General features: G+C 71.4%; 17 protein-coding genes. 8 read left to right on the forward strand and 9 right to left on the reverse strand.

The window, feature by feature from the left end:
• Nucleotides 1-2: 2 nt before the first annotated feature.
• Complete coding sequence (locus BMZ92_RS14785) at nucleotides 3-983, reverse strand: heme o synthase (RefSeq protein ID WP_091507481.1); 981 nt, start codon at nucleotides 981-983, stop codon at nucleotides 3-5.
• Between the two features lie 313 nt (nucleotides 984-1,296).
• On the opposite strand from BMZ92_RS14785, the gene tkt reads away from it, so the two are divergent.
• The 7 genes from tkt to BMZ92_RS14820 all read left to right on the forward strand — a co-directional run bounded on the left by tkt (nucleotide 1,297) and on the right by BMZ92_RS14820 (nucleotide 10,855).
• Nucleotides 1,297-3,399, forward strand: a complete 2,103-nt coding sequence (gene tkt / locus BMZ92_RS14790) for a transketolase (RefSeq protein ID WP_091507483.1) — start codon at nucleotides 1,297-1,299, stop codon at nucleotides 3,397-3,399.
• 22 nt (nucleotides 3,400-3,421) lie between these two features.
• A complete protein-coding gene (tal, locus tag BMZ92_RS14795) occupies nucleotides 3,422-4,531 on the forward strand; it encodes a transaldolase (RefSeq protein ID WP_091507485.1) in 1,110 nt (369 codons plus the stop codon).
• Between the two features lie 2 nt (nucleotides 4,532-4,533).
• Nucleotides 4,534-6,156, forward strand: a complete 1,623-nt coding sequence (locus BMZ92_RS14800) for a glucose-6-phosphate isomerase (protein ID WP_091507487.1) — start codon at nucleotides 4,534-4,536, stop codon at nucleotides 6,154-6,156.
• Nucleotides 6,153-7,682: a glucose-6-phosphate dehydrogenase gene (gene zwf / locus BMZ92_RS14805; protein WP_091507490.1), complete on the forward strand. Its 1,530-nt coding sequence runs from the start codon at nucleotides 6,153-6,155 to the stop codon at nucleotides 7,680-7,682. Before BMZ92_RS14800 ends, zwf begins: the two co-directional genes overlap by 4 nt.
• Nucleotides 7,679-8,671 carry a glucose-6-phosphate dehydrogenase assembly protein OpcA gene (gene opcA, locus BMZ92_RS14810; protein WP_091507492.1) on the forward strand — a complete coding sequence of 331 codons (993 nt, stop codon included), beginning with the start codon at nucleotides 7,679-7,681 and terminating at the stop codon, nucleotides 8,669-8,671. The genes zwf and opcA overlap by 4 nt, the downstream gene beginning before the upstream one ends.
• Nucleotides 8,668-9,450, forward strand: a complete 783-nt coding sequence (gene pgl, locus BMZ92_RS14815) for a 6-phosphogluconolactonase (RefSeq protein ID WP_091507495.1) — start codon at nucleotides 8,668-8,670, stop codon at nucleotides 9,448-9,450. The genes opcA and pgl overlap by 4 nt, the downstream gene beginning before the upstream one ends.
• A gap of 211 nt (nucleotides 9,451-9,661) precedes the next feature.
• Complete coding sequence (locus tag BMZ92_RS14820; RefSeq protein WP_091507498.1) at nucleotides 9,662-10,855, forward strand: sensor histidine kinase; 1,194 nt, start codon at nucleotides 9,662-9,664, stop codon at nucleotides 10,853-10,855.
• Between the two features lie 64 nt (nucleotides 10,856-10,919).
• On the opposite strand, the gene BMZ92_RS14825 is transcribed toward BMZ92_RS14820, so the two are convergent.
• The 6 genes from BMZ92_RS14825 to BMZ92_RS14850 form a co-directional block, all read right to left on the reverse strand.
• Nucleotides 10,920-11,261: an RNA polymerase-binding protein RbpA gene (locus BMZ92_RS14825; RefSeq protein ID WP_091507501.1), complete on the reverse strand. Its 342-nt coding sequence runs from the start codon at nucleotides 11,259-11,261 to the stop codon at nucleotides 10,920-10,922.
• A 52-nt stretch (nucleotides 11,262-11,313) separates the two neighbouring features.
• Complete coding sequence (gene secG, locus BMZ92_RS14830) at nucleotides 11,314-11,544, reverse strand: preprotein translocase subunit SecG (RefSeq protein WP_091507503.1); 231 nt, start codon at nucleotides 11,542-11,544, stop codon at nucleotides 11,314-11,316.
• A gap of 131 nt (nucleotides 11,545-11,675) precedes the next feature.
• Nucleotides 11,676-12,464: a triose-phosphate isomerase gene (gene tpiA / locus BMZ92_RS14835; RefSeq protein ID WP_091507505.1), complete on the reverse strand. Its 789-nt coding sequence runs from the start codon at nucleotides 12,462-12,464 to the stop codon at nucleotides 11,676-11,678.
• A complete protein-coding gene (locus BMZ92_RS14840) occupies nucleotides 12,464-13,672 on the reverse strand; it encodes a phosphoglycerate kinase (RefSeq protein ID WP_091507508.1) in 1,209 nt (402 codons plus the stop codon). Before BMZ92_RS14840 ends, tpiA begins: the two co-directional genes overlap by 1 nt.
• A gap of 4 nt (nucleotides 13,673-13,676) precedes the next feature.
• Nucleotides 13,677-14,681, reverse strand: a complete 1,005-nt coding sequence (gene gap / locus BMZ92_RS14845) for a type I glyceraldehyde-3-phosphate dehydrogenase (RefSeq protein WP_091507511.1) — start codon at nucleotides 14,679-14,681, stop codon at nucleotides 13,677-13,679.
• Nucleotides 14,682-14,817: 136 nt separating this feature from the next.
• Nucleotides 14,818-15,981 carry a winged helix DNA-binding domain-containing protein gene (locus BMZ92_RS14850; protein WP_091507514.1) on the reverse strand — a complete coding sequence of 388 codons (1,164 nt, stop codon included), beginning with the start codon at nucleotides 15,979-15,981 and terminating at the stop codon, nucleotides 14,818-14,820.
• A gap of 81 nt (nucleotides 15,982-16,062) precedes the next feature.
• Between BMZ92_RS14850 and BMZ92_RS14855 the strand changes: the two genes are divergently transcribed.
• Nucleotides 16,063-16,707 (forward strand): LysE family translocator, encoded by a 645-nt coding sequence (locus tag BMZ92_RS14855; protein ID WP_091507517.1) that lies wholly within the window; start codon nucleotides 16,063-16,065, stop codon nucleotides 16,705-16,707.
• A gap of 131 nt (nucleotides 16,708-16,838) precedes the next feature.
• Here the strand turns inward: BMZ92_RS14855 and BMZ92_RS14860 are convergent, their stop codons facing one another.
• Together BMZ92_RS14860 and BMZ92_RS14865 are read right to left on the reverse strand one after the other, a co-directional pair.
• Nucleotides 16,839-18,122, reverse strand: a complete 1,284-nt coding sequence (locus tag BMZ92_RS14860) for a S8 family serine peptidase (RefSeq protein WP_091507519.1) — start codon at nucleotides 18,120-18,122, stop codon at nucleotides 16,839-16,841.
• 89 nt (nucleotides 18,123-18,211) lie between these two features.
• A complete protein-coding gene (locus tag BMZ92_RS14865) occupies nucleotides 18,212-18,667 on the reverse strand; it encodes a hypothetical protein (protein WP_091507521.1) in 456 nt (151 codons plus the stop codon).
• Nucleotides 18,668-18,993 lie beyond the last annotated feature (326 nt).

Genomic DNA, 18,993 nt, shown 5'->3' on the forward strand with positions numbered 1-18,993 from the left:
GGCTAGAACGGCAGGCCGAGGGTGGGCAGCCCGATGGCGGAGTCGACGGCCAGCGCGCAGAACACGACCATCAGGTAGGTGTTCGAGCGGTGGAACAACGCCATGGGCTTGGTCTCGACACCGCGCCGGACCTGCCGCTGCAGCGAGTGCGCGTAGAAGAGGAACCAGCCGCCCGCCAGCACGGCGAACGTGGCGTACAGCCAGCTCGTCACGGGCAGCAGGAGCAGCGTCCAGCCGACCATCACCCACGAGTAGATGACGATCTGCCGCGCCACGTGCTGCGGCGTCGCGACGACGGGCAGCATCGGCACGCCGGCGCGCTCGTAGTCCTCGCGGTACTTCATGCCCAGCGCCCACGTGTGCGGCGGCGTCCAGAAGAAGATGACGCCGAACATCACGAAGGCGGGCCACTGCACCGTGCCGGTCACCGCCGCCCAGCCGATCACGACCGGCATGCAGCCGGCGGCCCCGCCCCACACCACGTTCTGCGCGGTGCGGCGCTTGAGCCCCAGCGTGTAGACGAAGATGTAGAACAGGATCGTCGCGATCGCGAGCACGGCGGACAGCAGGTTGACCGTGAAGTACAGCATCACGAACGACGCGGCGCCGAGCACGAGGCCGAACACCAGGGCGTTGCGCCGCGGCACCGAGTCACGCACGAGCGGGCGCCGCTTGGTGCGGTTCATCACCTTGTCGATGTCGGCGTCGATCACGCAGTTCAGCGTGTTGGCGCTGCCGGCCGCCATCGCCCCGCCGACGAGCGTGGCCAGTATCAGCCACGGCGACGGGATGGTGCGGGCCGCGAGGAACATCGCGGGGATGGTCGTGACCAGCAGCAGCTCGATGACCTGCGGCTTGGTCAGCGCGAGGTACGCGGCCGCGCGGCCCGTCAGCCGTCGCAGGCCACCGGTGGGCGGTTCGCCTCCGGGGTGGTCGGCGCTGGTGCGGTCACTGCGGCCGTGCGCAGCGTTCACCAACGACAATTTCGCTCCCAGGGTCGGTTCGGGGTGGTGCCCGCGCGGTACGCGTGACACCGCCACTGATCGTAGTCACGGGGTTCGCCCTGACGCCTGCCGGGGGTTCGCCCGTCCGGCGGCCGCCCCGGTGTGTCGCACTTCAGCGCCACGGGTACCCGACCTACTAGGCTGCCCCCGAAAGGCTTCGGCGCCCGCGCGCGCATGGCCGCCAACCAGGAATATTGTCCCTTCGGGATCGATTGAGATAAGTGGCACCGGCGCGCGCGAACACGCCGGGTGACGTAACCGACCAACGACGAGTACCGGGAGTTCGAGTTCAGTGTCCGAAACCGCCTCTACCAGCGAGAACAATCCTCTGCTCCGGCGGAACGTGCCCGCCGACTGGACCGACCTCGACACCCGCGCCGTGGACACCATCCGCGTGCTGGCCGCGGACGCCGTGGAGAACTGTGGCAGCGGCCACCCGGGCACGGCGATGAGCCTGGCCCCGCTGGCCTACACGCTGTTCCAGCGCGAGATGCGGCACGACCCGTCCGACCCGGAGTGGCCCGCGCGCGACCGTTTCGTCCTCTCGGCCGGGCACTCCAGCCTGACGCTGTACATCCAGCTGTTCCTCGCCGGCTACGGCCTGGAGATGGAGGACCTCAAGCAGCTGCGCAAGTGGGGCTCGAAGACCCCCGGCCACCCCGAGTACCAGCACACCAAGGGCGTCGAGGTCACCACGGGCCCGCTGGGCCAGGGCCTGGCCAACGCCGTGGGCATGGCGATGGCCGCCCGGCGCGAGCGCGGTCTGCTGGACCCGGACGCCGCGCCCGGCGAGAGCCTGTTCGACCACTGGATCTACGTGATCGCCTCCGACGGTGACATCGAGGAGGGCGTGACCTCCGAAGCCTCGTCGATCGCGGGCCGCCAGGAACTGGGCAACCTGATCGTCTTCTACGACGACAACAAGATCTCCATCGAGGACGACACGAACATCGCCCTGTCGGAGGACACCGCGAAGCGGTACGAGGCCTACGGCTGGCACGTCCAGGTCGTCGAGGGCGGCGAGGACGTCGTGGCGATCCAGGAGGCGATCAAGGCCGCGAAGGCGGACCCGCGCCCCTCGTTCATCCTGCTGCGCACGATCATCGGCTACCCGGCCCCCAAGAAGATGGGCACCGGCAAGGCCCACGGCGCCGCGCTGGGCGCCGAGGAGGTCGCCGCGGTCAAGGAGATCCTCGGCTTCGACCCGGAGCGCAGCTTCGTGATCGAGGACGAGGTCCTCGCCAACACCCGCAAGGCGCTCGACCGCGGCAAGCAGTGGCGCGCCGAGTGGCAGGAGCGCTACGACGCGTGGGCCGCGGCCAACCCGGAGCGCAAGGCGCTGGCCGACCGCCTGTCCACCCGCACGCTGCCCGAGGGCTGGGCCGACAAGCTGCCGACGTGGGAGCCCGACGCCAAGGGCATCGCCACCCGCAAGGCCTCCGGTGAGGTGCTGAACGCGCTCGCCGACGTGCTGCCGGAGCTGTGGGGCGGCTCGGCCGACCTGGCCGAGAGCAACAACACCACGATGAAGGGCGCCGACTCGTTCGGCCCGGAGAAGGCCTCCACGGACATGTGGAACGCCAACCCCTACGGCCGCACGCTGCACTTCGGCGTCCGCGAGCACGCCATGGGCTCGATCCTCAACGGCATCGCGCTGCACGGCGGCACGCGCCCCTACGGCGCCACCTTCTTCACCTTCAGCGACTACATGCGCCCGCCGGTGCGCCTGGCCGCGCTGATGCACGTGCCGGTGATCTACGTCTGGACGCACGACTCGATCGGTCTCGGCGAGGACGGCCCGACGCACCAGCCGATCGAGCACCTGGCCGCGAACCGCGCCATCCCGGGCCTCAACGTCGTCCGCCCCGCGGACGCGAACGAGACCGCCGGTGCCTGGAAGGCCGCGCTGGACGACAAGCACCACCCGTCCGGTCTGGTGCTGACGCGCCAGAACGTGCCGGTGCTGGAGGGCACGACGATCGACGGGGTCGCCAAGGGCGGCTACGTCATCGCCGACGCGACCGGCGGTGAGCCGGACGTCGTCCTGATCGGCACCGGTTCCGAGGTCCAGCTGGCCGTCGAGGCCCGCAGGATCCTCGAAGCCGACGGCGTTCGAACCCGCGTGGTCTCCATGCCGTGTGTGGAGTGGTTCGAGGCGCAGGACGAGGCCTACCGGGAGTCCGTGCTCCCGTCCGGGGTGAAGGCGCGGGTGGCGGTCGAGGCCGGCATCGCCCAGCCCTGGTACCGCTGGGTCGGCGACGCCGGCGAGATCGTGTCGATCGAGCACTACGGTGCCTCGGCCGACTACCAGACCCTGTTCCGCGAGTTCGGGTTCACCGCCGACGCCGTGGTCGACGCCGCGCGCAGCTCGCTCGCCAAGACCAAGAACTCCTGAACCCAGAAGGGGATGACTCCTCATGAGCGACCGACTTGCTCAGCTGTCCGACGCCGGCGTATCGATCTGGCTCGACGACCTGTCGCGTGAGCGGCTCAACTCCGGCAACCTCGCCGCACTGATCCGCGACAAGCACGTCGTCGGGGTCACCACGAACCCGACCATCTTCGCGAACGCGCTGTCGCACGGCGACGCCTACGACGAGCAGGTCCGCGAGCTGGCCGCCCGCGGCGCCGACCTGCACGCGACCGTCCGCGAGCTGACCACCACCGACGTGCGCAACGCCGCGGACCTGTTCCGCGACATCTACACCGCCACGAACGGCACCGACGGCCGCGTGTCGATCGAGGTCGACCCGCGGCTGGCCAAGGACGCGGAGAAGACCGCGCTCGAGGCGCAGGACCTGTGGAAGACCGTGGACCGGCCGAACATCTTCATCAAGATCCCGGCCACCGAGGAGGGCCTGCCCGCGATCACGCGCACGCTGGCCGAGGGCATCAGCGTCAACGTCACGCTGATCTTCTCCGTGGAGCGCTACCGCAAGGTGATCGAGGCGTTCTTCGCCGGGCTGGAGCAGGCCAAGGCCAACGGCCACGACCTGCGCACGATCGAGTCCGTGGCGTCGTTCTTCGTGTCCCGTGTGGACACCGAGGTCGACAAGCGCCTCGACAGGATCGGCACCGACGAGGCCAAGGCGCTGCGCGGCGAGGCCGCCATCGCCAACGCCCGCCTGGCCTACGCCGCCTACGAGGAGCTGTTCGCGAGCGAGCGGTGGGCCGCGCTGAAGGCCGAGGGCGCCAACCCGCAGCGGCCGCTGTGGGCCTCCACCGGCGTGAAGGACCCGCAGTACTCCCCCACCCGCTACGTGGACCAGCTGGTGGTGCCGAACACGGTGAACACCATGCCGGAGAAGACGCTGGACGCGGTGGCCGAGCACGCCACCATCGACGGTGACAAGGTCACCGGCACCGCGGGCCAGGCGCAGGAGGTCTTCGACAAGCTGGCCGCCGTCGGCATCGACATCTCCGACGTGTTCCGCACGCTGGAGGAGGAGGGCGTGGAGAAGTTCGAGAAGTCCTGGCAGGAGCTGCTCGACACCGTCGAGGGCCAGCTCGGGAAGGCGAAGAACTGACCATGGCCCCCGACGGAACCACAGTCACGATCGTCGACGACGGTCTGGCGGCCAAGGCCGCGCCGCTGGTCGACAAGCTGGTGGCCGACCAGGTCGCCTCGAAGCTCGCCGCGCAGGACCCCACGCTGTGGGGTCCCGACGCGGAGTCCGAGGCGTCGATCCGGCTGTCGTGGACCACGCTGCACAAGAGCTCGCGGCCGTTGATCGGCGAGATCGAGGCGCTGCGCGAGGAGCTGCGTGGCGAGGGCATCGACCGCGTCGTGCTCGCCGGCATGGGCGGCTCCTCGCTCGCGCCCGAGGTGATCACGAGCACCGAGGGCACGCCGCTGACGGTGCTCGACACGACCGACCCCGGCCAGGTGGCCGACGCGCTCGCGGGTGACCTGCAGCGCACGGTCATCGTGGTGTCGTCGAAGTCCGGCGGCACCGTCGAGACCGACAGCCACCGCCGCATCTTCGCCAAGGCGTTCACCGAGGCGGGGATCGACGCGGCGAGCCGCATCGTCGTCGTCACCGACCCGGGCTCCCCGCTGGCCGAGCTCGCGGAGAACGAGGGCTACCGCAAGGTGTTCCTCGCCGACCCGCACGTCGGCGGCCGCTACTCGGCGCTGACCGCGTTCGGGCTGGTGCCCGCCGGGCTCGCCGGTGCCGACGTCGCGCGCCTGCTCGACCAGGCCGCCGCGGCGGCCCAGGTGCTCGGCGAGGACAGCGCGGACAACCCGGCGCTGCGCCTGGGCGCGGCCTGGGCCGCGGCACACGCCGACGGCGCCGAGAAGGTCGTGCTCGCCGACACCGGCTCGGGCATCACCGGCTTCCCCGACTGGGCGGAGCAGCTGATCGCCGAGTCCACCGGCAAGCGGGGCACGGGCCTGCTGCCCGTCGCGGTCGAGGGGCCGACGGCCCCCGGCTTCGCCGACGCGGGCGCCGACGCGACCCCGGTCGCGGTGGGCCCGCAGGTGGGTGCCGCGAAGATCACCACCGAGGGCCCGCTGGGCGCGCAGTTCCTGCTGTGGGAGTTCGCGACCGCGATCGCCGGGCGGCTGCTGGAGATCAACCCGTTCGACCAGCCCGACGTCGAGGCCGCGAAGGCCGCGGCGCGGTCGCTGCTGGACAACCCGGCGGCGCTGGAGGGCGGCGAGCAGCCGTCCACTGTGGACGACACGGTGGAGGTGTTCGCGCCGGAGGGGATGAGCACCGACGGCGAACTCGCCGACGTGCTCCGGTCGTTCCTCGCGACCGCCCCCGAGGGCGGCTACCTCGCGGTGCAGGCCTACCTCGACCGGCTCGACGACGCCTCGGCGTCGATCCTCCGCGCGGAGCTGGCCAAGCGCACCGGGCTGCAGACCACCTTCGGGTGGGGCCCGCGCTTCCTGCACTCGACCGGCCAGTACCACAAGGGCGGCCACCAGAACGGCATCTTCCTGCAGATCACCGGCGCCGTCGAGCAGGACCTCGACGTGCCGGACCGCCCGTACACGCTGGGCAAGCTGCAGCACGCCCAGGCGCTCGGCGACGGCCAGGTGCTCCGCGAGCACGGCCGCCCGGTCCTGCGCCTGCACCTGACCGACCGGGCCGCCGGCCTGGCACAACTCGTCCGCGCTGTACAGGAGGTCAGCGAACGGTGAGTGAGCAGTGGAGCAACCCGCTGCGGGACCCTCGCGACAAACGCCTGCCCCGGATCGCGGGGCCGTCGAGCATGGTCATCTTCGGTGTCACCGGTGACCTGTCGCGCAAGAAGCTGATGCCCGCGATCTACGACCTGGCCAACCGCGGGCTGCTGCCCGCCGGCTTCTCGCTGGTGGGCTTCGCCCGGCGCGACTGGGAGAACGAGGACTTCGGCCAGCTGGTGCACGACGCGGTGGCCGAGCACGCCCGCACGCCCTTCCGCGAGTCGGTCTGGCACCGGCTCGCCGAGGGCATCCGGTTCGTGCAGGGCACCTTCGACGACGACGACGCGTTCGACCGGCTCGCGCAGACGGTGCGCGACCTGGACACCGAGCGCGGCACGGGCGGGAACACGGCGTTCTACCTGTCGATCCCGCCGGGTGCCTTCCCCGTCGTGACCAAGCAGCTTGCCCGTTCCGGGCTGGCGCAGTCCGACGACCGGTCGTGGCGCCGCGTGGTGATCGAGAAGCCGTTCGGGCACGACCTGTCCAGCGCCAGGGAGCTCAACGGCATCGTCAACGACGTCTTCCCCGAGGAGTCGGTGTTCCGCATCGACCACTACCTCGGCAAGGAGACGGTGCAGAACATCCTGGCGCTGCGCTTCGCCAACCAGCTGTTCGAGCCGATCTGGAACGCCAACTACGTCGACCACGTGCAGATCACCATGGCCGAGGACATCGGCCTCGGCGGCCGCGCGGGCTACTACGACGGCATCGGCGCGGCCCGCGACGTGATCCAGAACCACCTGCTGCAGCTGCTGGCCTTCACCGCGATGGAGGAGCCGCTGTCGTTCGAGCCGCGTGCGCTCCGGGCGGAGAAGATCAAGGTCCTGCGGGCCACCAAGCCGCTGCAGCCCTTCGACGAGACCACCGCGCGCGGGCAGTACGCCGGTGGCTGGCAGGGCGGCAAGAAGGTGCCGGGCCTGCTGCAGGAGGCCGGGTTCGCCAAGGACTCGACCACCGAGACCTACGCCGCCGTGACGCTGGAGGTGCAGAACCGCCGCTGGGCGGGCGTGCCATTCTACCTGCGCACCGGCAAGCGGCTGGGCCGCCGCGTCACCGAGATCGCGGTGATGTTCAAGCGCGCCCCGCACCTGCCGTTCGACTACACCTCGACCGAGGAGCTGGGGCAGAACGCGCTGGTCATCCGCGTCCAGCCGGACGAGGGCGTGACCATGCGGTTCGGCTCGAAGGTGCCGGGCACGACCATGGAGGTCCGCGACGTCACGATGGACTTCGGGTACGGGCACGCGTTCACCGAGTCCTCCCCCGAGGCCTACGAGCGGCTCATCCTGGACGTGCTGCTCGGCGAGCCGTCGCTGTTCCCGGTGAACGAAGAGGTCGAGCTGTCCTGGGAGATCCTCGACCCGATCCTGGAGCACTGGGCCAAGCAGGGCGCGCCGGAGCCGTACGCGCCCGGCAGCTGGGGTCCCGCTTCGGCCGACGAGGTGCTCGCCCGCTCGGGCCGGAACTGGAGGCGTCCGTGATCATCGACCTGCCCTCGACCACCACCTCGCAGGTCAACCGCAAGCTCGTCGAGCTGCGTGAGCAGGGCGGCGCCGTCGCGCTGGGCCGCGTGCTCACGCTGGTGATCGTCGACGACGACGGCGAGCACCTCGAGGAGCACATCGACGCGGCGAACGAGGCCAGCCGGGAGCACCCGTGCCGGGTCATCGTGATCGCCCGCGGCTCCCGCACCGCCGCCGCGCGCATCGACGGCCAGATCCGCATCGGCGGCGACGCCGGGGCGAGCGAGGTCGTGGTGCTGCGGCTGTACGGCCCGCTCGCGGCGCAGGGCCAGAGCGCGGTCGTGCCGCTGCTGCTGCCCGACGCGCCGATCGTGACGTGGTGGCCATCCGCGGGCCCGAAGTCGCCGGCGGAGGACCCGATCGGCCAGCTCGCGCAGCGCCGCATCACCGACTCCGCGGCCGAGAAGAACCCGATCCGGGCGCTCGCCACGCGGCGGAAGTCCTACACCCCGGGCGACACCGACCTGGCGTGGACGCGGCTGACCAACTGGCGTGCCCAGCTGGTCGCGGCGCTGGACCTGCCGCCGTACGAGGCGGTCACCGGCGCCACCGTCACCGGCGAGGCGGACTCGCCGTCGACGGAGCTGCTCGCGGGCTGGCTCGCGGAGTACCTGAAGATCCCGGTGAAGCGGGTGAAGACGGCGTCCGCGCAGGGCATCGTGTCGGTGTCGCTGGAGCGGCGTTCCGGCGTCATCGAGCTGCACCGCCCCGACGGCAAGGTCGGCACGCTGACCCAGCCGGGCCAGCCGACCCGCCGCATCGCCCTGCACCGGCGCAACACCAAGGACTGCCTGATCGAGGAGCTGCGCCGGCTCGACCCGGACGAGGTGTACGAGGCCGCGCTGCACGGTCTGGACAAGCTGTCCGCCGGGGCCGGCAAGCCCGCGGCCGCCAAGACCAACGGCAAGGCGAAGAACGGCAAGAAGACCGCGAAGGCGGCGTCGTGAGCGGCAAGACCGAGGTCGTGGTCTACGCCAATCCGGAGCTGCTGGCCGCGGCCGTCGCCGCGCGGCTGGTGACCCGGCTGGTGGACCTGCAGGCCGCCAAGGGCTCGGCTTCGCTGGTGCTCACCGGTGGCGGCACCGGCATCGCCGTGCTCGACCAGCTCCGCCGCTCCCCCGCGCGGGACGCGGTGGACTGGTCTCGGCTGGACGTGTACTGGGGTGACGAGCGGTTCGTGCCCGCGGACGACGACGAGCGCAACGAGAAGCAGGCCCGCGAGGCGCTGCTGGACCACGTGCCCGTCGACCCGAAGCGGGTGCACGCGATGGCGCCTTCGGACGGCGAGTTCGGCGACGACGTGGACGCCGCAGCGGCGGCGTACGCCCGCGTGCTGGCGGACAACGCCCGGCCGGAGGACCACGGCGACGTGCCGGGCTTCGACATCATGCTGCTCGGTCTGGGCGGCGAGGGGCACACCGCTTCGGTGTTCCCGGAGTCGCCCGCGGTCTACGAGACCGAGCGCTCGGTGGTGGCGGTGCGCAACTGCCCCAAGCCGCCGCCGACGCGGATTTCGCTGACGCTGCCTGCCATCCGCCGCGCGCACGACGTGTGGCTGCTGACCACCGGTGAGGCGAAGGCGGACGCCGTCGCGCTCGCGCTGTCCGGTGCCGGGGAGGTGCAGCTGCCCGTCGCGGGTGCGCGGGGGCAGCGGCGCACGCTGTGGCTCGTCGACCGGGCCGCCGCGGGCAAGCTGTCGAACGTCTACCTGCCGCCCACGGCCTGACGCCGCCGGAGGGGCCTCTGGTGCGATTGGTCTGCACCAGAGGCCCCTCCGGACCGCGTCACCGGGCAGGATTTCCGTGACGCTGGGTGAAATTTCCCCGCAGTGCGGCGTTTCCCGTTAGCATCCGCACATTAATTCACTTGCGTGCGTCCCGGACGGCATGTTCGGCCATCTCACCGTCAAGTCCACGAGACGAGTGAGGGCCGATTCCATGAGCACTGAGGGACTCTCCATCGGCATTGCGGTCGGTGGAGCCAAGACCGCCGAGCGGACCTCCGGCCGCCACGGCGCGCGCTGGGAAGTGCTGACGAGACGGGCGACCTGGGCGCCGCTCGCACTCGACGCCGCCGCCATCCTGCTGGCGGCGCTCGACGTGTGGCTCGTCATCCCCGAGAAGGCCGAGCCGTACTCCATCTACCTCTCGGCGTTCGCCTGCCTGGCGCTCGCCGCCCGGCGGTGGCTGCCGTTCGCCGTCGTCCTCGGCACCGTGCCCGGGTTCCTGACCGGCTGGTCCCAGCTCGCGGCGATGATCGCGCTGGGCATGCTCGCCACCCGCAGGCAGACGCACTGGCAGGTGTGGGTCGGGGCGGCACTGGTGTGGGCCTGCCGCTTCATCCAGTGGCCGCTGTCCGACTTCGCGCAGCTGAGCTGGCGCGAACACGTCCTCGACGCCATCTACGGCGTCCTCGTCGCCGGCATGCCGATCGCGATCGGGCTGCTCATCGGCGCGCGGGCCCAGCTCGCGCAGAAGCTCGTCGAGCTGGCCGCCAGCCGCGACCGCGAGCAGCAGCTGCGGGACGACGCGGTGCGGGCCGAGGAACGCGCCCGGCTGGCCCGCGAGATGCACGACGTCGTCTCCCACGACATCACGCTCATCGCGATGCAGGCCGGGGTGCTCGCCGCCGCGGGCGACCCGGCCAACGCCCAGCAGACCGCGCAGGTCATCCGGCAGCTGTCCACCCGCACCCTCGAAGAGCTGCGCTCACTGGTCGGGGTGCTGCGCTCCGGTGCCCCCGACGACGGCCCCCACCCCGGCATCGGCGAGCTCGACCAGCTCGTCCGCGGCTGCGAGGTGCCCGTCCAGCTCACCGTCGACAGCGTGCCGGACCAGCTGCCCGCGAAGGTGTCCGCCGCGGCCTACCGGACCGTGCAGGAGTGCCTGACGAACGTCCGCAAGCACGCGCCGGGTGCCCGGGCGAAGATCGTCATCCTCGGGGACGGCGACCGCCTGAACATCGAGGTGAGCAACGACGGCCCCAGCCGCCCGGCGACCCCGCTGCCCTCGGGCGGGCACGGGCTGACGGGCCTCGCCGAGCGGGCGCGGCTGCTCGGCGGCAGCTTCGAAACGGCCCCCACCTCGGACGGCGGGTTCCGGGTCCGGGCCACCTATCCCGTGAAGTCGTGAAAAGGCCGATGGGGCCGGTTCTCCAGGGGAGGACCGGCCCCATCGCAAGGGACCCTGCGGCAGCTCAGATCTGCCGGCGCTGCCGCAACCGCTCGAGCGCCTCGGCGAGGATGGCCTCGCCGTCGGCGTCACTGCGCCGCTCCTTCACGTACGCCAGGTGAGTCTTGTACGGCTCGGTCCTGGGCGCGGCCGGCGGGTTTTCGGAGTCACGGCCGCCGGGCAGCCCGCACCGCGGGCAATCCCACTCCTCCGGGACCTCCGCGTCCATCGCGAACGACGGACGTGACTCGTGGCCGTTGGCACACCAGTAGGAGACCCGGCGCCGCGGCGCGGATTCGCCGCGCTCGGACTCGCCGGAAGGACCGGCACCGACCCTGGTGCCTCGAATCGCGTTACCGCCAACCATGAATCCTCACAGTTCATTCGGCGGCGCGCCCCCCATAGGCACGCCCGTGCACTCAGACCTTCAGCAACAGGCCGAGGCCCACGATGCTGATCAACCAGACGGCACCGAGCAGGAGGGTGATGCGGTCGAGGTTCTTCTCGGCCACGCTCGACCCCGCGAGACTGGACTGCATCCCACCGCCGAACAGCGAGGACAACCCGCCGCCGCGCCCGCGGTGCAGCAGTACCGCGATCACCAGCAGCACGCTGGACGCGATCAACAGGATTTGCAGGAACAGCTTCATCTCATCCTCTGTGGTCCTCGGGGTGCCGGACGACCCGGCGGGCGGGTGGCCCCGATCGTACGGCACCGCAAAGGGTGTTCCCTGATGGTGTGACGGTCTGAGGTTGCCAGACTACTCGCCGACCGCAAGGGTCACGGCAGCGGTCCCCCGGCGGCGAGCGCGCACAGCTTGGTGAACTCGTCGGCCTGCAGGCTCGCCCCGCCGACCAGCGCACCGTCGATGTTGTCGCACGCGACCAGCTCGGCGATGTTGCCCGACTTCACGGAGCCGCCGTAGAGGATGCGCACCTTGTCGGCGACCTCGGCGCCGTACTTCTCCGCGAGCGTGGCCCGCAGCGCCTTGCACACCTCCTCGGCGTCGGCCTGCGTCGCGACCCGCCCGGTGCCGATCGCCCAGATCGGCTCGTACGCGACGACCACGTGCTCGGCGACCTGCTCGGCCTTCAGGCCCTTGAGCCCGGCGAGCAGCTGCGCGCACCCGTGGTCGACGTGCTCGCCCGCTTCGCGCACGTTCAGCGGCTCCCCCACGCAGAGGATGGGGCTGATGCCGTGCTTGATCGCGGCCCGCACCTTCTTGTTGACCAGCTCGTCGTCCTCGTGGTGGTACTCGCGGCGCTCGGAGTGCCCCACGGTGACGTACTTGCAGCCCAGCTTGGCCAGCATCGGGCCCGAGACGTCACCGGTGTAGGCGCCCGAGTCGTGCGGGGACAGGTCCTGCGCCCCGTAGGTGAGCAGGAGCTTGTCCCCGTCGACGAGGGTCTGGATGCTGCGGATGTCCGTGAAGGGCGGCAGCACCGCCACGTCCACCTTGGCGTAGTACTTCTCCGGCAGCGAGAAGGCGATCTTCTGCACCAGCGCGATGGCCTCGAGGTGGTTGAGGTTCATCTTCCAGTTGCCGGCGACGAACGTCTTGCGCGCCATCAGCCTTCCTCTCCCAGCACCGCCACGCCCGGCAGCTCCTTGCCCTCCAGGTACTCCAGCGACGCACCGCCACCGGTGGAGATGTGCGAGAAGCCGTCCTCGGGCAGCCCGAGCTGGCGCACCGCGGCGGCCGAGTCGCCACCGCCGACGACGCTGAACGCCGCCGAGTCCGCGATCGCCTGCGCGACCCCGCGGGTACCGGCCGCGAACGGCGCCATCTCGAACACGCCGGCCGGGCCGTTCCAGAACACCGTCTTCGCCCCGGCGACCGCGGCCGCGAAGGACTCGACCGTGCGCGGGCCGATGTCCAGCCCCATCCAGCCCTCGGGGATCGCGTCGGCGGCGACCGTGTCGGTGGCGGCGTCGGCGGCGAAGCGGTCCGCCACGACGACGTCCACCGGAACGACGATCTTGTCGCCCTCGGTCTCCAGCAGCTTGCGCGCGGTCTCGACGAAGTCCTGCTCCAGCAGCGAGGAGCCCACGGAGTGGCCCTGCGCGGCGAGGAACGTGAACGCCATGCCGCCGCCGATGAGCAGCTTGTCCACCTTCGGCAGCAGTGCCTCGATCACCGCGAGCTTGTCGGAGACCTTCGAACCGCCGAGCACGACTACGTACGGCCGCTCCGGGTTGCCGGTGAGCCTGCCGAGCACGTCCAGCTCCGCCAGCACGAGGCCGCCCGCGTAGGCGGGCAGCACGCGCGCCACGTCGTAGACCGACGCCTGCTTGCGGTGCACGACACCGAACCCGTCGGAGACGAACGCGCCGTCCTCACCGACGAGCGCGGCGAACGCGTGGGCCAGCTCGTCCCGCTCCCCGGCGTCCTTGCTGGTCTCGCGCGGGTCGAACCGCACGTTCTCCAGCAGCGCGACCTGGCCGTCGGCCAGCGAGGAGACGACGGCCTTCGCGCCTTCGCCCACCACGTCCGAGGCCAGCCGCACATCGGCGCCGAGCAGCTCACCGAGCCGCGCGGCGACCGGCCGCAGCGAGTACTTCTCCTCCGGCGCGCCCTTGGGGCGGCCGAGGTGCGCGGCGACGACCACCTTCGCGCCGGCCTCGGCCAGGCGCCGGATGGTGGGCAGCGCCGCGCGCACGCGTCCGTCGTCGGTGATGCGGGCACCGTCGAGCGGCACGTTCAGGTCCGAGCGGACCAGGACGTGCCGCCCCGCGACGCCTTCGGCCAGCAGGTCTTCGAGCGTCTTGACGGCCATGGCCTCAGGACAGCTTCGAGCCGACGAGGTTCACCAGGTCCGCCAGGCGGTTGGAGTAACCCCACTCGTTGTCGTACCAGCCGAACACCTTGACCTGGTTGTCGATGACCTTGGTCAGCGGCGCGTCGAAGATGCACGAGGCCGGGTCGTTGACGATGTCCGAGGAGACGATCGGGTCCTCGCTGTAGCGCAGGATGCCCTTGAGCGGGCCCTCCGCGGCGGCCTTGTACGCGGCGTTGATCTCCTCGATCGTCGCCTTCTTCTGCAGGTCGACGGTCAGGTCGGTGATCGAGCCGGTGGGCACGGGCACGCGCAGCGAGTAGCCGTCCAGCTTGCCGTTGAGCTCCGGCAGCACCAGGCCGATGGCCTTCGCCGCACCGGTGGAGGTCGGCACCACGTTCAGCGCGGCGGCGCGGGCGCGGCGCGGGTCCTTGTGCGGGCCGTCCTGCAGGTTCTGGTCCTGCGTGTAGGCGTGGATCGTGGTCATCAGGCCCTTCTCGATGCCGAAGGCCTCGTGGAGGACCTTGGCGAGCGGGCCGAGGCAGTTCGTGGTGCAGGACGCGTTCGAGATGATCGTCTGCGAGCCGTCGTAGAGGTTGTCGTTGACACCCAGCACGACGGTCAGGTCCTCGCCCTTGGCGGGCGCGGAGATGATGACCTTCTTGGCACCACCGGCGATGTGGGCCTTCGCCGCGTCGGCGTTGGTGAAGAAGCCGGTCGACTCGACGACGACGTCGACGCCGAGGTCGCCCCACGGCAGGTTCGCCGGGTCGCGCTCGGCGAGCGCCTTGACGGTCTTGCCGCCGACGACGATGCCCTCGTCGCTGACGGAGATCTCCTCGGGGTAGCGGCCCAGCACGCTGTCGTACTTGAGCAGCTGCGCCATGGTCTTGACGTCACCGAGGTCGTTGAAGGCCACCACCTCGATGTCGTGGCCCGTGGCCTGCACCGCGCGGAAGAAGTTGCGGCCGATCCGGCCGAAGCCGTTCACACCTACGCGAACCGTCACTGCTCGTCTCTCCTCGGGTCCGTACCCGGCTTGCGAAAACCGGGCTACACGTCTTCGGGCTCGAGCCTCACCCTAGCGTGCTGGCCTGCACGGACTGACATGGACCGACGAGAGATCCGCCACCCAGGGGAATCGATCAAGAGACCAGCGTTTTCTCGAGCGGCGTGCGGAATTTCGGAGTCACCCTGACGTCGCCGAGCCACTCGCGCAACTGGTCCGCCTTCGCCTCGACCGCGGCCTCCGCGTCGGCGCCCACGTCCTCCAGCAGCCGCCAGGTGACCTCGCCGTCCGCCCGCTGCGCCCAGCCGCCCACGACCCGGCCCTCCCACCACACCGTGGGGCCGACGTTGCCCGTGCGGTCGAACAGCTGCTCCCGGTGCTCGCCGAGGTACCAGTCACGCCGGACCCAGCCCATCGGCGTGGGGTCGAGCGCGGGCAGGAGCGCGGCGACCGGTTCCGGTGCCGGCACCGGTTCGAGGTCTTCGGCCAGCGCGATGCCGGGCTCGCCGTTGAGGTCGACCTCGGCGGGCGCCACCTGGGCCAGGGCCTTCTTCACCTGGCCCGCGGTCCAGCCCGTCCACCACTTCAGGTCCTCGGCCGTCGCCGGGCCGAACGCACGCAGCCACCGCCGCGCCAGCTCGGCCCTGGCCTCCTCCGGCGGCAGGGCGGGAATCCCGTCCGGGAGCCAGGATTCGGCGGTCGCCCACGAGTACTGCGTGGACAGCCAGGACCCGCGCGGCCGGCCGCGCACGATCCGGCCCTCGGCGGCGAGCAGGAACAACACGCGGTTCGTGATGTACCCGCGTGCTTCGTACGGTTTCCCTTGCGCCACCACGATTTCCGTGCGCAGCCGGGGCTCGGCGTCGGCGATCTGCTGGGCGTGGGCCGCGCCGAGTTCCCGCAGCGCGGCGTACGCGCCCTCCTCGACCTCCGCGAGCCACGCGTCGAGGTCGGTGCCCAGCTCCGCGGTCTCCAGGTGCTGCAGCAGCAGTTTCCGCTGTTTGCGCGCGATGTCGTCGGCGCACGCCGCCTGCACGACGGGCGCGAGCGCGGCCGGGACCACGAACATCGTGCGCCGCATGCCGAGCATGCGCAGCAGTGACCGCTCCTCGTACAGCGCGTGCTCCGCGGTGCCGGGCTCGCGGAGCCGCACGGCGGCCGACAGGTGGACCGTCGCGGGGTCGGTGGCGTGCAGCGCGACCAGGCTTTCGGCCACCTCGGTCACGTGGTCCGCGGGGGCGGCGAGGTGGTGCCGGGCCACGAGGCGTGCGCGGCGCTGGGCCGTTCCGATGCTGTGCACGTGCTCTTCGTACCAGCAGCCACCGACGATTCCGGCGAAAAATCCCTCGGCGGCCCACGGCGGCGTGGCTAGGGTCGGCGCATGGTGTCCCCTGGTTCCTTCGCGGCGTTCGCCGCGCTGGTGTTCCTGATGGTGGTCGTGCCGGGTCCGAGCGTGCTGTTCACCGTCAGCCGCGCGCTGACCGTGGGGCGGCGCGACGCGCTGCTCACGGTGGTGGGCAACGCCGTCGGCGTGTACGCGCAGGTGGTGGCGGTCGCGTTCGGGCTCGGGGTGCTCGTGCAGGCCTCGGCCACGGTGTTCACCGTGATCAAGCTGGCCGGCGCCGCGTACCTGGTCTACCTGGGTGTGCAGGCGTTCCGGCACCGGCGGCGGCTGAGCGACGCGCTCGCCGGGGCGGTGCGCACCACGCCGGGCCGGACGCTGCGCGTCCTGCGGGACGGGTTCGTGGTCGGCTTCGCCAACCCGAAGTCCATCGTGTTCCTGGCCGCGGTGCTGCCGCAGTTCGTCGTCACCGGGGCCGGGCACGTGCCGCTGCAGATGCTCGTGCTGGGCGTGTGCCTGCCGGTGATCGCGGTGCTGTCGGACAGCGCGTGGGCACTGGCCGCGGGCGCGGCGCGCACGTGGTTCGCGCGCTCGCCCCGGCGGCTCGAACTGATCGGCGGCACGGGCGGGCTCGTGATGATCGGCCTCGGCGTCGGCGTCGCGGTGACGGGCCGCAAGGACTGAGTTCGCGTTTCCTGAGCGGTGGAGCCACCGCGTTCACCAGACCAGGCTGCCGCCCGGAACGCGCCCGCTGAGGGTGGCGGCGGGCGAGGGGTGGGCCGCCAGCCACACCGCGAGGCATCCGGCCGCAAGGACTAGAACCGGAACAGGCCCTTGGGGCTGCCGAGGCCGGTCGGCCCGTCCCAGCCCGGTGCGGCGCCGCACAGGCGGCCGTCGAACGTCGCGCCGCCGCCGCTGCCCGGGGCGAGGCAGCGGCCGTTGCTGATGCCGCCGTTCGTGCCCGAGATGATGTCGTTGAACGCGGGCGGCCCGGCCTGGTACAGCAGGTTCGGCCCGTCCACGGCGCCGAGGTTGCCGCTCGCCGCGTACACGCCCGCGATGAACGGCGCCGACGCGCTCGTGCCGGCGACCACCGTCCAGCCGAGCGGGTGGTTGCTGGCCGGGCTGTACGTCGTGTAGATCGCGAGGTTGTCCGCCACCGCCGAAACGTCCACGGCCGTCCGCGCGCCGTTGCATGGGGCGGTGACCTCCCCCGGCTGCCCCGGCGGCGGGGTGGCGCCGGGCACGCAGCTGGACCCGGCCCCGCTCCAGGCGCCTTCGCTGTAGGTGCTGCCCTGCTTCACCAGCTCGGTGCCGCCGACGGCCGTCACCGTCGGCAGCGCCTGCGGCCACAGGAACCGGGTCGCCTGGAAACCGCTGTCCCCGCTGGACGCCACGATCGCGACGCCGCGGTGGGCGAACTGCTGGGCCACCGGCCCCCGGATCATGCCGTCGTTGCCCGGCAGCCCGTAGCTGATGCTGATCGCGGTGGCCCCGTTGGCGATCGAGGTCTGCACCGCCGTGCCGAACGCCGACGCGTAGCGGTCGTAGTTGACGTTGCCCGAGTCGTCCGTCGTCGGCACCTCCGACAGCGGGATCTGCACCTCCAGGATCTTGCAGTTCGGGCAGGCGGCCGAGGCCATGTCGACGTCGAGCGAGGTTTCGACGGCGATCTGCTCGTCGACGGTCGCCCCGTCGGCACCGGGGCTCGGCGGCAGCGGCGGGCCGCCGCGGAAGTCCATCTGCCGGAAGCAGCCGGTGGCGCTCGCGCACGGCGGCAGGCCGTACTGCTGCCGGTAGGTGGCCAGGTCGCTTTCCAGGTTCGGGTAGGCCCCGACGTCGATGATCGCGACCGTGCCCGAGCCCGGCGAGTTCGCCGGGATGCCGTGGGAGACCTGGAGATCGGTCGCGCCCCAGCCCATCGGCGCCTGGTACGAGCTGCCGACGAGCTTCTGGACCTGGCAGGCCAGTCGCGCGTATTTCCCCCCGCACACCGGTTCGAATCTCGAGGCACGGGCCTCGTCCGCCGCCGAGGGCGCCACCGCGAGCGCCAGGGTGAGGACGATTCCGGTGAACACCGCGAGACCGGACCGGAACATCGTGCTCCTTCTCAGTTCGATTTCGGACGGGAAAAGAAGCCCGGTCGCAGGCCCGTGCCGGCACGGGCCTGCGACCGGGGTGGGGGCGGTCAGCCCAGCAGGCCGGCCAGCAGCGCGGACAGGCTCAGCAGCACGCGCTGCAGGAGCGCGTCGAGCAGCGTCGCCACGGACGGCACGTCCTGGCGGGCCGCCTGGTCCGCCGGCAGCTGCGCGATCTTGTTCGCGGCGTCGACCGCCTCGTCGTGCGCCGTCGCGGCGGTCTGCCGCGTGTCGGCCTGGATGGAGTAGCGGTCGCTGGTGGCCAGGTCCGACAGGAGCGGCTCGAGCTGGGTCAGCTCGGACCGCGCGGCCGGGGCGTTGCCCGCCTTCGCGTCCTGGACGAGGTTGTCGTGCGCGGTCTGGACCTGTGCCGCGGCGCTCTCGGTGCTCGACGTGCCGCTGCCGGCGGGGGCCGACGTCGACGCCACCGCCATGCCGGCGCCGGTCAGGCTCAGCACGGTGCCGGCGACGAGGACCGAGATGAGTCGCGCGAATCGGTTCTTCATTGTGGGCTCCTCGAAAGAGTGGGCTGTCTGCCTGCAACTCCTTACCCAATAGAGCAGAAATTCACGCAGCCTCCATCCGGTCGGGTTAACGCGAAATACCCGAGGCGCATTCACGAATCGCACACACCCCCTTTCCGGCTGAATCCCCTTCGAGTGGATCTCCTCCGGAGCCGGCGGCGGCCGTGACGCGGGGTTCCGGGCCGCGAACCCGTACGGGCGACGGCAGTAACCCACCTCAGTGGGTATAGCGGATGTCGTATCCGTTACGGGGGTAGTCACTCCATAGAGGTGACATCAGGTCGAGCCCACCGCGGCGCGCCTCCGCC

Source organism: Amycolatopsis sacchari (assembly GCF_900114035.1).
In the GTDB taxonomy this organism is placed as follows: Bacteria; Actinomycetota; Actinomycetes; order Mycobacteriales; family Pseudonocardiaceae; genus Amycolatopsis_E; species Amycolatopsis_E sacchari.

Excerpts from the sequence above, each read along its gene's own strand:
- tal (WP_091507485.1), top strand. The coding sequence starts at position 3,422 with ATGAGCGACCGACTTGCTCAGCTGTCCGACGCCGGCGTATCGATCTGG.
- BMZ92_RS14800 (WP_091507487.1), top strand. The coding sequence starts at position 4,534 with ATGGCCCCCGACGGAACCACAGTCACGATCGTCGACGACGGTCTGGCG.
- BMZ92_RS14820 (WP_091507498.1), top strand. The coding sequence starts at position 9,662 with ATGAGCACTGAGGGACTCTCCATCGGCATTGCGGTCGGTGGAGCCAAG.
- BMZ92_RS14825 (WP_091507501.1), bottom strand. The coding sequence starts at position 11,261 with ATGGTTGGCGGTAACGCGATTCGAGGCACCAGGGTCGGTGCCGGTCCT.
- secG (WP_091507503.1), bottom strand. The coding sequence starts at position 11,544 with ATGAAGCTGTTCCTGCAAATCCTGTTGATCGCGTCCAGCGTGCTGCTG.
- tpiA (WP_091507505.1), bottom strand. The coding sequence starts at position 12,464 with ATGGCGCGCAAGACGTTCGTCGCCGGCAACTGGAAGATGAACCTCAAC.
- BMZ92_RS14840 (WP_091507508.1), bottom strand. The coding sequence starts at position 13,672 with ATGGCCGTCAAGACGCTCGAAGACCTGCTGGCCGAAGGCGTCGCGGGG.
- BMZ92_RS14855 (WP_091507517.1), top strand. The coding sequence starts at position 16,063 with ATGGTGTCCCCTGGTTCCTTCGCGGCGTTCGCCGCGCTGGTGTTCCTG.
- BMZ92_RS14860 (WP_091507519.1), bottom strand. The coding sequence starts at position 18,122 with ATGTTCCGGTCCGGTCTCGCGGTGTTCACCGGAATCGTCCTCACCCTG.
- BMZ92_RS14865 (WP_091507521.1), bottom strand. The coding sequence starts at position 18,667 with ATGAAGAACCGATTCGCGCGACTCATCTCGGTCCTCGTCGCCGGCACC.